The sequence below is a fragment of the Geomonas sp. Red276 genome, assembly GCF_054784495.1.
Map to the genome: position 1 here is coordinate 262436 of NZ_BLXW01000001.1, position 13225 is coordinate 275660.

Annotated in this window: 12 protein-coding genes; all 12 read left to right on the forward strand. The window is 66.2% G+C overall.

The genetic code is table 11. The features are described from left to right. The first annotated feature begins 189 nt into the window (after positions 1-189). Entirely contained in the window at positions 190-1404 is a 1215-nt protein-coding gene (locus ACYVL5_RS01150) for a tetratricopeptide repeat protein (RefSeq protein WP_460593708.1), read from the forward strand. A gap of 34 nt (positions 1405-1438) precedes the next feature. Further along, entirely contained in the window at positions 1439-1972 is a 534-nt protein-coding gene (locus tag ACYVL5_RS01155) for a class I SAM-dependent methyltransferase (RefSeq protein ID WP_460593709.1), read from the forward strand. A 340-nt stretch (positions 1973-2312) separates the two neighbouring features. Next, positions 2313-2489: a hypothetical protein gene (locus ACYVL5_RS01160; protein ID WP_460593710.1), complete on the forward strand. Its 177-nt coding sequence runs from the start codon at positions 2313-2315 to the stop codon at positions 2487-2489. Next, on the forward strand, positions 2479-3801 hold the full coding sequence (locus ACYVL5_RS01165) for a B12-binding domain-containing radical SAM protein (protein WP_460593711.1): 1323 nt from the start codon (positions 2479-2481) through the stop codon (positions 3799-3801). Before ACYVL5_RS01160 ends, ACYVL5_RS01165 begins: the two co-directional genes overlap by 11 nt. A gap of 20 nt (positions 3802-3821) precedes the next feature. Further along, positions 3822-4829, forward strand: a complete 1008-nt coding sequence (locus tag ACYVL5_RS01170) for an SDR family oxidoreductase (RefSeq protein ID WP_460593712.1) — start codon at positions 3822-3824, stop codon at positions 4827-4829. After that, positions 4826-6034 (forward strand): LegC family aminotransferase, encoded by a 1209-nt coding sequence (locus ACYVL5_RS01175; protein WP_460593713.1) that lies wholly within the window; start codon positions 4826-4828, stop codon positions 6032-6034. Before ACYVL5_RS01170 ends, ACYVL5_RS01175 begins: the two co-directional genes overlap by 4 nt. Before the next feature lie 11 nt (positions 6035-6045). After that, a complete protein-coding gene (locus ACYVL5_RS01180; protein WP_460593714.1) occupies positions 6046-6777 on the forward strand; it encodes a glycosyltransferase family protein in 732 nt (243 codons plus the stop codon). Next, positions 6774-8120, forward strand: coding sequence for a glycosyltransferase family 4 protein (locus ACYVL5_RS01185; RefSeq protein WP_460593715.1), 1347 nt, complete (start codon positions 6774-6776; stop codon positions 8118-8120). The genes ACYVL5_RS01180 and ACYVL5_RS01185 overlap by 4 nt, the downstream gene beginning before the upstream one ends. A gap of 142 nt (positions 8121-8262) precedes the next feature. After that, positions 8263-9330: a Gfo/Idh/MocA family protein gene (locus tag ACYVL5_RS01190; RefSeq protein ID WP_460593716.1), complete on the forward strand. Its 1068-nt coding sequence runs from the start codon at positions 8263-8265 to the stop codon at positions 9328-9330. Continuing rightward, the gene (locus ACYVL5_RS01195; protein ID WP_460593717.1) at positions 9323-9787 is read left to right on the forward strand and encodes an acyltransferase; all 465 of its coding nucleotides are present in this window, start codon (positions 9323-9325) and stop codon (positions 9785-9787) included. The genes ACYVL5_RS01190 and ACYVL5_RS01195 overlap by 8 nt, the downstream gene beginning before the upstream one ends. Continuing rightward, complete coding sequence (locus ACYVL5_RS01200) at positions 9787-10887, forward strand: DegT/DnrJ/EryC1/StrS family aminotransferase (RefSeq protein ID WP_460593718.1); 1101 nt, start codon at positions 9787-9789, stop codon at positions 10885-10887. Before ACYVL5_RS01195 ends, ACYVL5_RS01200 begins: the two co-directional genes overlap by 1 nt. A 19-nt stretch (positions 10888-10906) precedes the next feature. Continuing rightward, on the forward strand, positions 10907-12919 hold the full coding sequence (locus ACYVL5_RS01205; RefSeq protein ID WP_460593719.1) for a glycosyltransferase family protein: 2013 nt from the start codon (positions 10907-10909) through the stop codon (positions 12917-12919). The last annotated feature ends 306 nt before the right edge of the window (positions 12920-13225 follow it).

Genomic DNA, 13225 nt, shown 5'->3' on the forward strand with positions numbered 1-13225 from the left:
AAGTTTAAAACCTTCCCTCACCCGCCCCCGGGCACCCTCTCCCCTAAAGGGGCGAGGGGAATTGAACATGTCAAAAGTCGGCCCGCGACCTTTATCGGACGCGGGCCTTCGATTACAGCTAAAGTTTTCTCTGAAGCTGCCGATACACTGGATGAACCACAACTCCGCTTGGGATGAGGGAGACTCTCAATGGCAAACGTTCTCGACGGCATGACAGGAAGCAGCGGCTCCGCCTCGGCCTACGACATCTACAGCACGCTGGCCTCGACTTCCACGCAGCAACAGTCACTGGCCAACGGGGCTTTGAGCTCTGCCATCGGCTTTTACCAGAACAAGAACTACACGAAGGCCGCGCAGGAGTTTCAGCGCGCCATCGCGATGGATCCCACCAACACCACCTCCTACAACTACCTGGCCCAGACTTACCTCGTCCAGAACAAGACCAGCGAGGCGATCAAGATCTACAAGCAGTCGCTCCAGATCGACCCATCGCAGGCGACCGTTCATACCAGCCTGGCCAACGTCTACATGGGGAACAAGCAGTACACCCAGGCCGAGAAAGAGTTCAAGACCGCCATCAAGCTCGATCCCACCGACGAGGTCGCGCCGTACACGCTCGGGCAGATGTACCAGCAGATGGGGCGCTACACCGACGCCGAGGCGCAGTTCAAAAAGGTCCAGCGGATGGCCCCCAACGACCCCAACGTCTACTACGCGCTGGGGGCGACCTACAACAAGGAAGGGAACTATTCCGACGCCGTCAAACAACTGACACAGGCCGTCAAGCTGAGGCCGAAGATGACCGCCGCGCACTTCGAGCTGGGGGTCGCCTACGCCGCCCTCAACGACACCACCAACGCCCAGCACGAGGTCGATACCGTCACCAACCTGGACGCGACGCAAGGGGCGCTCCTCTCCGCCACCATCGCCAAGCCGAAGATGGTAGCCGGCGGCGGGGGAGACACCGACAACTTCGGCAGCGCGCTGGGGATGGGAACCCAGCTCCTCGGCATGCTGGGGGTCAACTCCGCCACGGGGCAGCCCAACCAGTCGAAGCTCTTCACCTTCACCTTCACCTTCGATTCGCAGATGGACCCTTCCTCTGTGCAGGATACCAGCAACTGGACCATCACCAAGGCCAACGGCGGCGCGGCCGGCTACTACAACAACCTCCTCCCGGTGGTTCCCACCGAAGCCTATATTCCGCAGAACCCGACCAGCGTGACCTACGATCCGCAACAGCAGCAGGCGACGGTGACCTTCATGCTGAGCCAGAATTCCACCAACGACGCGACCATCGACCCGTCCCACATGGTCTTCAAGTTCTCGGGCAAGGACATCCGCGGCAAGACCATGGATCCCACCGCCGACCAGTACGACGGCTACGCCGGGACCCCGTTCTAACCGAACGGCAGCAGGCGACCGAGGACCCATCACCATGCGCAAACTCCACATCGGGGGGACCACCCCGGCCGAAGGGTGGGAGATCCTGAACATCTGCGATCTCCCCCACGTCGACCACCTCGGCAACGCCAACGACCTCTCCCGCTTCGCCGACGGCTCCATCCAGGAGATCTACGCCTCCCACATCCTGGAACATTTCGACTACCAGTGCGAGCTGCAGGCGACCCTCAAGGAGTGGCACCGGGTCATGCACCCCTTCGGCACCGTCTACGTGAGCGTACCGGACCTGGACGCGCTGGCCGCCCTCTACCTCGACAAGGAAAAGCTCACCGTCGACGAGCGCTTCGCCATCATGCGGATGATGTTCGGCGGCCACACCCACCCCCACGACTTCCACCAGGTCGGCCTCAACGAGGACTTCCTCACCTACTTCCTCCACCAGGCCGGCTTCAGCCTCATCCAGCGGGTGGAGACCTTCGGCCTCTTCTCCGACACGAGCTCGCTGCGCTTCAAGGACCGCCTGATCAGCCTCAACATGGTGGCCAGGAAACTCCCGGCGACCGTTTGACGGCGGAAAGCCTCTCCCATCCAGCGCACCATCCTTGACTTCATGATTTGAGCCCCCTGGCCATTCCCCGCCCGATCCCGGCTTCGCCGCCTCTTCCCCCGTCACAAGCGATGGGATGGCACCGTCAAAAGTCTCCGACATCAACGACGCCGTCCTGTCGGCAACGCTCCCTTTCAAAATTTTGACCCGCCAACCCCGGCAAATTTCCCTTGTGATTCAACGCGTTAACCAACAGGAACACCGGCATGGTTGTTGCTTTTTTAAATCAGCCCGCAGACCGGCTGCCCCGTCCAGAGGTCGCCAACGGGGGCGAGCCACAACAACAGCAAACGGAGCCACAATGCAAGCTGCCGCAACTGCCGCGCCCCCTTCCGCCATCGTCGACCTCCCGGACCTGCGCCCTTTTTTCCTGCTCAAACCACGCGTGAACGGGCCGGCGAAGTCGGCCCCCGACCTCAAGAGGAGAAACGGGGCGGATGTCGCCGCGGCCGTGAAGGGAGGTCCCCATGCCGGCTAGCAAACGGAGGATCGTGCTGATCGCCCCCAAGAGCGAGCACGCATGGGAGAGCCTGGGGCTCGGGTACATCGCCGCCTACTCATACCGTTTCGGCTTCACCCCGGACCAGTACTCCTTCTTCCACGGCCAGTTCGACGCCGACGAGGCGATCGTCGCCGGCTGTGCCGAGGCCGATCTCATCGGCTTCTCGCTCACCAGCTTCCAGACCGCCGCCGCGCTCTTTCTCATCGCAAGGATCCGCAAGGTGAACCCGCGGGCACGCATCGTCTGGGGAGGTTACGCGGTGCACGGCCTGGGGGAGGCCGAGCTTTTGGAACTCTACGGCCACGCGGTCGACTGCTTCGTCCAGGGGCCGGGCGAGGAGGGGTGGCTGGAGGTCCTGCAAAGCGACTCCCCGCGCCGCTTCATCCGCAACGGGCTCATGAAGGATCTGAACCGCTGTCCATTCCCGGACCGGGAGCTCATCCGGGTGGACCGGCACTTCGCGAAGCTGGCCGCACTCGGTGAGGGGCGCAAGACCTCCATGGAGCTGCAACGGGGCGGCTGCCCCTTCGACTGCATCTTCTGCGCGGCCCGCAGCTTCACCCGCGAGCACGGCTCCAGCCGCTCCGCCGAGAACATGGTGGCGGAGATGGAGGAGCTCCGCGACCGCTGGGGGATGGACCGGGACTCCATGGTCCTCATGTGCGACGCCGAAGTCTTCCTCACCCCTGAGATGGGGCGGCTCGCCGAACTGAAGAAGGCGCGGGGGGTGGAGTTCGGCTTCGGCATGAACGTGGTCGCCTCCACGCTCCTCAACAAGCAGGCGCGGGAGGTCCTCCAGAAGCTGATCGACTCGGGCCTGCGCGAGGTCTGGATGGGGGTCGAGAGCGGCCCTTCCCTCATGCATCTGACCGGCAAGCCCAACACCCCGGACCAACTGCGGGAGGCCTTCCGCATCACCCGCGAGATGGGGCTCGTCCGCAAGGGGTACTTCATCCTCGGCTTCACCCCGGAGGAGACGCGGGAGACGGTACTGGAGCGGATCCCCTTCATCGAGGAGCTCGACCCGGAGGAGGTGGGATTCTCGCTCTACATCCCGGTCCCGGGGAGCCTCGACTACCGCCACGAGCGGCACAAAGGGATCGACTACGCCTCCTCCTGCGAATACCACAACACCTTCACCCGCACCAAGACCCTCTCCAACCAGGAGCTGAGGGAGCTGCAGGCGTACCTCGTGGACCACTTCAGGGAGCGCGCCGCCTACCGCCAGCGGGAAGGGGCGCACCCCGGAACCCGGATCAAGCGGGCCGCCGGCCGTTCCGGATGCTAGCGCGGGAGCGAGGAGACGCCATGAACCTTAAGGGAAAGAAGATCCTGGTCACCGGGGCCGACGGCTTCATCGGCTCGCACCTCACCGAGACGCTGGTGCGGCGCGGCCTGGACGTGCGCGCGTTCGTGCTCTACAACTCCTTCGACTCCCGCGGCTGGCTGGACCAGCTCCCCGCCGAGCTCTCCGGCTCCTTCGAGACGGTGGCCGGCGACGTGCGCGACCCGCACGGGGTCCGGGAGGCCATGAAGGGGTGCGACCTGGTGCTCCACCTGGCGGCGCTGATCGCCATCCCCTACTCCTACCGCTCGCCGGACAGCTACCTGGATACCAACGTGAGGGGGACCCTCAACGTGGCGCAGGCCGCCCGCGACCTGGGGGTGGCGAAACTGGTGCAGACCTCCACCAGCGAGGTGTACGGCACCGCCCGCTTCGTCCCCATCACCGAGGAGCACCCGCTGCAGGGGCAGTCCCCCTACTCCGCCTCCAAGATCGGCGCCGACCAGATGGCGATGTCCTTCTTCCACAGCTTCGACACCCCGGTGACCATCGTGCGCCCCTTCAACACCTACGGCCCGCGCCAGTCCACCCGGGCGGTCATCCCGACGGTGATCACCCAGATCGCCCGGGGAGCGCGGTCGCTCAAACTCGGGGCGCTCTCCCCGACCCGGGACTTCAACTTCATCGAGGACACGGTAGCGGGCTTCATCGCGGCCCTGGAGTCCGACCAGGCGCCGGGGGAGGTCTTCAACATCGGGAGCAACTTCGAGATCTCCATCGGCGACACGGTGGAACTGATCGCCCGGCTGATGGGGACCCGGGTCGAGATCGTGAGCGACGAGCAGCGGATCCGGCCGGAGAAGAGCGAGGTGGAGAGGCTGTGGGCCGAGAACGCCAAGGCGCGGAGGCTCCTTAACTGGGTACCGCGCTATGCCGGGCTGGAGGGGCTGGAGCGGGGTCTCGCCAAGACCATCGCCTGGTTCAGCGATCCCGAGAACCTTAGACGCTACCGGGAGGGGTACACCGTATGACCGCATCCCTGCTGGCGGAGAGGATCGCCGAAGTGGTGCGGCGCGCCGCGGGCGGACAGGAGGGGCCCATCTCCCTCCACGAGCCGCGCTTCGCCGGTAACGAGTGGGAGTGCGTGCGCGCATGTCTCGACAGCGGCTGGGTCTCCTCGGTGGGGAGCTTCGTGGACCGCTTCGAGCGGGCACTGGAGGCCTTCACCGGCGCCCCCCACGCGGTCGCCGTGGTGAACGGCACCGCAGCCCTCCACCTCTCCCTCCTCTTGGCCGGGGTCGAGCCGGGGGACGAGGTGCTGATCCCCGCCCTCTCCTTCGTCGCCACCGCCAACGCGGTCGCCTACTGCGGCGCCGTCCCCCACTTCGTGGACAGCGAGCCGGCCACCCTCGGGGTGGACCCGGCGAAGCTCGCCCTCCACCTGGAAAAGATCGCCCACCCCACCCCCGGCGGCTGCCGCAACCGGCAAAGCGGGCGCACCATCCGCGCCCTGGTGCCGATGCACACCTTCGGCCACCCGGCCGACCTGCAGGGGCTCCTCGATATCTGCGGCCGTTTCAACCTGGCGCTGGTGGAGGACGCCGCCGAATCGCTCGGCTCCCGCTACCAGGGGACCCACACCGGGACCTTCGGTCTTTTGGGGGCGGTCAGCTTTAACGGCAACAAGATCATCACCACCGGGGGCGGAGGGGCCATCCTCACCCGCGACGAGGCGCTGGCGCGCCGGGCCCGGCATCTGAGCACCACCGCCAAGCTTCCCCACCGCTGGGCCTTCCGGCACGACGCGGTCGGCTTCAACTACCGGCTCCCCAACCTGAACGCGGCGCTCGGGGTGGCCCAGATGGAGGAGCTCCCGGCCTTTCTCTCCGCCAAGCGGCGGTTGGCCGGCTACTACCGGGAGGAGTTCGCCTCCCTGGACGGGGCACACTTTTTCACCGAGCCCGAGGGGTGCCAAAGCAACTACTGGCTGAACGCGCTGCTGCTCGACCCCGAAAAGGCCCCGCTGCGCGACCGGCTCCTCGACGAGCTGAACGCCCGGGGGATCATGGCGCGCCCCGCCTGGGAACTACTGCACCGGCTCCCCCCCTACGCCTCGGCCCCGCGCATGGAGCTCACCGCGGCGGAGGGACTAGCCGAACGGATCATCAACATCCCCAGCAGCCCGGCCCTCGGCCTGGCCCTGGAGCGATCTACCCCCCGGAGCCCCGGGGAATAAGGAGAGAAACCATGAAGGCCGTCATCCTGGCAGGAGGCAAGGGGACACGTCTGGCACCCTACACCACGGTATTTCCCAAGCCGCTGGTCCCCCTGGGGGACCGTCCCATCCTGGACATCGTCATCCACCAGCTCGCCCACCACGGCTTCAACCAGATCACCTTGAGCCTCGGGTACCTGGCCGAGCTGATCCAGGCCTATTTCCGCGACGGCTCCCCCACCGTGGAAAACGCAACCATCAACTTCGTGCGCGAGCAGCAGCCGCTGGGGACCGTGGGGTCGCTGGCGCTGGTTCCCGACCTCACCGAGTCTTTCCTGGTGATGAACGGCGACATCCTCACCACGCTCGACTACGCGAAGTTCTACCGCTTCCACAAGGAGCATGGGGCCCCCCTCACCATCGCCCTCAACCAGCGGCCGGTGAAGATCGACCTCGGGGTGATCGAGATCAACGACAACCACGAGATCGTGAGCTTCCTGGAGAAGCCGACCCTGAACTACCTCGTGAGCATGGGGATCTACATGTACGAGCCGGAGGTGCTCGACTACATCCAGCCCCCGGGAACCTACTTGGACTTCCCCGACGTGGTGGACCGCATGCTCAAGGACGGCAAGAGAATCGCGGGATACCCCAACGACGCCTACTGGCTCGACCTCGGCTCCCACGCCGACTACGCCAAGGCCCAGGACGAGTTCGAGTCCATGAAGGATATCCTGTTGCCGAGACGAGTGGCCGCCGCATGAAGATCATCACCATCGGTCCCTGGTTCAGCCCCCACACGGTACGCCCCATCAACTGGCTTCTTGAGCAGGGGCATGAGGTCCTCTTCCTGGGGGATGGCGACCCGCTCCCCGAAGCGGGAAAGGGGTACCGCTTCATCCCCTTCCCCAACCGGGGGGACCTCCCCGCCACCGTGGCGGCCCTGAGGGAGATCCGGGACCGGTTTCGCCCCGACGCGGTGCATGTCCACTGGATCGACCTCAAGGCCTGGCTCTGCGTCCAGGCCGGCCTCCACCCGCTGGTCCTCTCCGCCTGGGGTTCCGACATCAACCAGTTTTTCCTGGCCGGGCACGACGAGAACCTGCGGCGCATGATCGGGGCCACCCTGGCCGGCGCGGACCTCACCATCGTGGACGCCCCCACCATGGCGCAGAAGTGCTCCCTGCTCGCCGGCCGCCAGATCCCCACCACCTTCCTCCACCTGGGGGTCGACTCCGGCCGCTTCACCCCCGGCTACCGGGAGGAGGCGCTCGCCTGGCGGCAGCGGCTCGGCATCCCGGCGAACGCCACCGTCTTCCTCTCCCCGCGCGGCTGGGGCGAAAGCAACGGCCACCACCTGATCCTGGAAGCCTTCGCCCGGGCGCTCCCCGCCATGGGGGGGAACTGCGTCCTCCTCTTCAAGATCTTCAACCGGGTCAGCTTCGGGGACCATCTCCAGTACGAGACGGAGCTCAAGAGACGGGTGAGCGAACTGGGGATCGCGGGACAGGTGCGCTGGATGGAGGAGGTGAGCGCGGAACTCCTTCCGCAGGTGTTCGCGTTGAGCGACATCGTGGTCAACTACCCCTCCAGGGACACCCTTCCCATCACCCTGGCCGAAAGTGCCGCCTGCGGGCGGAGCGCCATTTCGGTCATGCTCCCGAGCTACCGGGGCACCTTCGTCGAGCACCACTTCAGGACCTTCCTCCCCGGGGACGAGGAGGAGCTGGCCCGGGCCATGGTGGAGCTGGCCGCCCAGCCCCCGCAGCAGAGGCTCGCCGCCGCCCTGGCGGCGCGGGAGGAGGTGCGGGCCACCCTCGACGAGGGGATCTACCGGCAGGGACTCCCCGGACTGTACGCGGGACTGAGCGTGAGGGAAGAAGCCCCCGCCGCGCCCCGCATCCCCGCCCAAGAGGGAGCGGCCTCCCCGGAGCCTTCCGCCACCCCGTATCTCGACCGCGCGTACCGCTTCTTCACGAGCGGCGACCTCGCCGCCTGCGCCCGGGAGGTGGAGCTGGAACTGCGGGTCCACCCGGACTCCAGCGACGCCCTCACCCTGGCCAAGAGCGTGCGGCTGATGTCTCTCAAGGGGCAGTCAAAAAACTGACCGGATCTGCCACGGGTATTTGCCAGCAATGCCGTCAACTTAGCTGCCGCCCCTGCTGGCACCGCTATTGCTACTATCGTGCAGGTATATCATCGCGCCCCCGGCGGGGGTGCCATTTCAGTATGCAGACGAGAGGATGCTCATGTTCAATTTCGCGCTGGTCGGTTGTGGAAGGATCGCCAAGAAACATGCGGAGATACTCGGCGGAGGACAGCTCCCGGACGCACGGCTCGCCGCCGTCTGCGACGTCGTGAGGGAGCGGGCGCGCTATTACGGGGAGAAGTACGGGGTTCCCTGGTTCACCGACATGCACCAGATGATGGCGCAGGTGGACATCGACATCGTCAACATCCTCACCGAGAGCGGCAACCATGCCCGACACACCATCGAGCTCGCCCCCTACGGCAGGCACATCGTGGTGGAGAAGCCGATGGCGCTCAAGCTCTCCGACGCCGACGCCATGATCCAGGCCTGCGACCGCGCCGGCATCAAGCTCTTCGTGGTGAAGCAAAACCGCTACAACTACCCGGTGGTCAAGCTGCGCGAGGCGCTGGACGCCGGGCGTTTCGGGAAGCTCGTCATGGGAACCGTGCGGGTCCGCTGGTGCCGCACCCAGGAGTACTACGACCAGGACAGCTGGCGCGGCACCTGGGCCATGGACGGCGGGGTCTTCACCAACCAGGCGAGCCATCACATCGACCTCCTGGAATGGATGCTCGGGGAGCCGGAATCGGTCTTCGCCAAGTCGACCACCGCGCTGGTCGACATCGAGACCGAGGACACCGGGGTGGCGGTCATCAAGTTCACCAACGGGGCGATCGGTATCGTGGAGGCCACCACGGCGGCCCGCCCCAAGGACCTGGAGGGATCGCTCTCCATCCTCGGCGAGCGCGGCACCGTGGAGATCGGCGGCTTCGCCGTCAACGAGATGAAGGTCTGGAACTTTGCCCAGCCGGAGCCGGGGGACTCCGAGGTGGTCGAGACCTACCGCCAGAATCCCCCCAACGTCTACGGCTTCGGGCACGTGGCCTACTTAAGCCACGTCATCGAGTCGGTCAAAAACAGCACCCCGGCCCTGGTGGACGGCCTGGTGGGGCGCAAGTCGCTGGAGCTCATCAACGCCATCTACGAGTCGATCGAGACCGGCCGCGAGGTGCACCTCCGCTTCCGCCCCGAGAAGTGCCGCCTCGGGAGGGTCGTCAATGGGTGAGCCGCGCATCAGGAAAGCGGGGATCAGGGAGGTCTCCTTCGGTGAAGGGGTCACCGTGGTCGAGCCGGTGAACCTGTACGAATGTGCCATCGGCGACGGCTCCTTCATCGGCCCCTTCGTGGAGATCCAGAAGGGAGCCCGGGTCGGGGCGCGCTGCAAGGTACAGTCGCACGCCTTCATCTGCGAGCTGGTCGCCATCGGCGACGACTGCTTCATCTCCCACGGGGCCATGTTCATCAACGACAGCTTCGCCGGCGGGGGGCCCGCTGGCGGCGACCGTGCCAAGTGGAAGGAGACGGTGATCGGCAACCATGTCTCCATCGGCACCAACGCCACCATCCTCCCGGTGACCATCGTTGACCATGTGGTCATCGGTGCCGGGAGCGTGGTGACCCGGGACGTCACCGAGCCGGGGATCTACGCCGGCAACCCGGCCCGCAAGATACGGGGGATCTGATGCAGATAAAGTTTCTCGACCTGGCAGCCCAGTACCGCGCCATCAAGCCGGAGATCGACCGCGCCATCGCCCGCGTCATCGAGGAGTCCGCCTTCATCGGCGGCAAGCCGGTCGCCTCCTTCGAAGAGAGCTTCGCCTCCTACCAGCAGGCGGCCCACTGCGTCGGGGTGGCCAACGGCACCGACGCCCTGGAGATCGTGCTGAAGGCGCTGGAACTGCCGGCCGGCAGCGAGGTCATCGTCCCGGCCAACACCTTCATCGCCACCAGCGAAGCGGTCACCTCCGCGGGTCTCAAGGTCGTCTTCTGCGACTGCGACCCGGCCACCTACACGATAAGCGTCGCCGACGCCGCCCGCAAGGTGACCCCTGCCACCCGCGCCATCATCCCGGTGCACCTGTACGGCCAGCCCTGCGACATGGATGCCGTGATGGCGCTCGCGCAAAAGCACGGGCTGGCGGTGGTCGAGGACTGCGCCCAGGCCCACGGGGCCCAGTTCCGCGGACAGCGTGTCGGCACCTTCGGGGTGGCGGGGACCTTCAGCTTCTACCCCGGCAAGAACCTCGGGGCCTACGGCGACGGCGGCGCCATCGTCACCGGCGACGCCGACCTCGCCAGGCAATGCCGCATGATCGCCAACCACGGGAGGATCGCCAAGTACGACCACGAGTTCGAGGGGCGCAACTCCCGGCTGGACGGCCTGCAGGCCGCCATCCTGGAGGTGAAGCTCAGACACCTCGAGGAGTGGACCGAGGCCCGCAGGATGGTCGCCTCCCGCTACACCGAGCTCCTCGCCGGAAGCGGCATCGTCCCCCCGGCGGTGCAGCCCGACGTCGGGCACGTCTTCCACCTCTACGTCGTCCAGGTGGAGGGGCGCGAGCGGGTGCAGGAGATCCTCAAGAAGAAGGGGATCGACAGCGGCGTCCACTACCCCATGATCCTCCCCCTCTTGGGGGCCTACCGCCACCTCGGCCACACCGCCGCCGATTTCCCGGCCGCCGCCGGCCTCATGACGCGCATCCTCTCCCTTCCCCTCTATCCGGAACTGGGGAAAGAGGAGCAGGAGCGGGTGGCCGAGACGCTGCGGCGGGCAGTTTCCTAGAGGCGCACGGAGGTAGCCGATGAAGTTCCTTTTGGTCCACACCTTTTACGAAAACTACCTGCAGGAGTTCTATGGAGCCCGCCAGGGGCTGGCCAGCGCACCTTACGCCCAACAGATAGAGGCGCTCGTGCAGGACGGCTTCGGGGGGCCCCACATGTACACCCCGTACCTGGGAAAGCTCGGCTACGAGGCCCACCTGGTGGTGGCCAACTGTCCGTTCACCCAGGGGATGTGGCTCAAGGAGAACGGCAGGACGCTCCCGTCGGAAAACCAGTGGCTCTTCGACATCCTCCGGATGCAGATCGACACCCTGCGCCCCGACATCGTCTACATGGGGAACCCCATCGTCTTCGACGGGCGCTTCATCGCGACCCTGGCCGAAAAGCCCCCGCTGGTCGCCGGATGGCGCGCCGCCTCCATCGACCCGTCCACCGACTGGTCCAACTACGACCTGATCGTCTCCAGTTCCACGGTCTGCCTGGACGCCGCCCGTGCCATGGGGGTCCCCGCGGTGGAACGCTTCTCCCCGGGCTTCCCCACCTTCCTGTCGCTGGCCGTCCAGGACGCCCCCAAGCGGTACAACGTCATCTTCACCGGCGGGTGGTCCCCCGAGCACGGCAAGCGTAACGCCCTGCTGAGAGAGATCGCCCGGGCCGGGCAGGATGGTGCCTTCGAGCCCGCCTTCTTCCTGGCCGGCGATCCCCGGCAGATGCCGCCGGAGGTGGCCAGGATCAACCGGGGGGCTCTTTGGGGGCTCGACATGTACCGGGCCCTGCGCCAGGGTGAGATCGTCTTCAACGCCCACATCGACATGGCCGGCGCCGAGTCGAGCAACATGAGGATGTTCGAGACCACCGGGGTCGGCTCCTTCCTCCTCACCGAGTACAACGACAACATCAAGAACTACTTCGAGCCGGGTGTCGAGCTGGAGACCTACCACAACAGCGGCGACCTCATGGAGAAGATCGACCACTACCTGAAGCACCCGCTGGAGAGGGAGGTGATTGCGAGCCGCGGCCGCAAGCGCTGCTCCCTGGAGCACAGCATGGAAAACCGGATCCTCGAGCTCGACCAGATCCTGAAAAGGCACCTCCCCGGCTCCCGCACAGGGGCAGACCGCAGCGCCCATCCGGCGGGGATGGAACGGTACCTCGCCCTGCAACGGCGGAAAGAGGAGATGATGAGGAGAGACGCTCCGGAGCTGGGAACCCCGGCCACCCAGACCCTCGCGCAGCAGCTTTCCCAAGCGGCGGCCGCGACGTCTCAGACGGCTCCGGCGGGAGAGGCGGCTCCGATGGCTTCGGCGGCGCCCCCTGCGCCGGCGGCCGCGGTTACCGTAACGGAGGCGAGGGCTCCCCACCTGAAGGAGATAGAGGAACTGGAGGGGCACTTCCCGGGGGTCGCCTTCGGGGCGATGGTACAGGTGCTCGGGATCCGGAACGTATCCATCGGCGAGGGAAGCTGCATCGGCGACTGCAGCTGGCTTAACGTCTGCATCCGCGACGAGCATGTCCGGATGAAGATCGGCCGCACCGTGCTGGTGGGACGCCAGGGGATGATCTCGACCGGCGGCACCCTGGAGATCGGCGACTACTGCGTCTTCGCGCCGCGGGTCTACATCTCGGACGCCGACCACATCTACAGCGACATCATGCAGCCGGTGATCCAGCAAGGGGCGACCTTCAACCGGAGCGTCGTGGTGGAGGAGAACTGCTGGCTGGGAATCAACACGGTCATCTCCGGCCACCTCACCGTCGGGCGCGGAAGCGTGATCGGCGCCAACGCCGTGGTTACGCGGGATATCCACCCCTTCTCGGTGGCGGTGGGCAATCCCGCCCAGATAGTGAAGATGTACTCCCCCCGCACGGGCCAGTGGGAACGGACCAAAAACGCCGACGACATCCAGCGGATCCTGGAGGAGCGGAAGGCCATGCCGCTGCCGACCCGGGAGGAGTACCGGGAGATCCTGCGCCGCAACGCCGTGCTCCACAAGCTGGAGCCGGTGCTCGCCGGGCGGGGGAACCTGCCGTAATTTCTGCGCTCCCCCCATCCTCACCCGGTCCATTCACCCTTGAGAGAGGGAGGGGACCGCTCTCCCGAGGCCCGGAGGGGACTGGCTCGGCAGGTCCCAGTCCCCTTTCCCCTCGCCCTCCGGGAGAGGGTGGCCGCAGGCCGGGTGAGGGAGGCCCGCCGGAACTTTGACACCCCTCGCCCACCGCCTATTTTGCCCCCCGGAACATTGGCACCACGGCGACATTTTTTTGACCCCACGCTACCCATCCCCTCATTATCACTGAAGAATCAACCCCTTAATCCTTACCACCCCGCGGCATGCTAG

Bases quoted from the DNA above. Each gene is read 5' to 3' on its own strand.
- ACYVL5_RS01150 (WP_460593708.1), top strand. From the start codon at position 190: ATGGCAAACGTTCTCGACGGCATGACAGGAAGCAGCGGCTCCGCCTCG.
- ACYVL5_RS01155 (WP_460593709.1), top strand. From the start codon at position 1,439: ATGCGCAAACTCCACATCGGGGGGACCACCCCGGCCGAAGGGTGGGAG.
- ACYVL5_RS01160 (WP_460593710.1), top strand. From the start codon at position 2,313: ATGCAAGCTGCCGCAACTGCCGCGCCCCCTTCCGCCATCGTCGACCTC.
- ACYVL5_RS01165 (WP_460593711.1), top strand. From the start codon at position 2,479: ATGCCGGCTAGCAAACGGAGGATCGTGCTGATCGCCCCCAAGAGCGAG.
- ACYVL5_RS01170 (WP_460593712.1), top strand. From the start codon at position 3,822: ATGAACCTTAAGGGAAAGAAGATCCTGGTCACCGGGGCCGACGGCTTC.
- ACYVL5_RS01175 (WP_460593713.1), top strand. From the start codon at position 4,826: ATGACCGCATCCCTGCTGGCGGAGAGGATCGCCGAAGTGGTGCGGCGC.
- ACYVL5_RS01180 (WP_460593714.1), top strand. From the start codon at position 6,046: ATGAAGGCCGTCATCCTGGCAGGAGGCAAGGGGACACGTCTGGCACCC.
- ACYVL5_RS01185 (WP_460593715.1), top strand. From the start codon at position 6,774: ATGAAGATCATCACCATCGGTCCCTGGTTCAGCCCCCACACGGTACGC.
- ACYVL5_RS01190 (WP_460593716.1), top strand. From the start codon at position 8,263: ATGTTCAATTTCGCGCTGGTCGGTTGTGGAAGGATCGCCAAGAAACAT.
- ACYVL5_RS01195 (WP_460593717.1), top strand. From the start codon at position 9,323: ATGGGTGAGCCGCGCATCAGGAAAGCGGGGATCAGGGAGGTCTCCTTC.
- ACYVL5_RS01200 (WP_460593718.1), top strand. From the start codon at position 9,787: ATGCAGATAAAGTTTCTCGACCTGGCAGCCCAGTACCGCGCCATCAAG.
- ACYVL5_RS01205 (WP_460593719.1), top strand. From the start codon at position 10,907: ATGAAGTTCCTTTTGGTCCACACCTTTTACGAAAACTACCTGCAGGAG.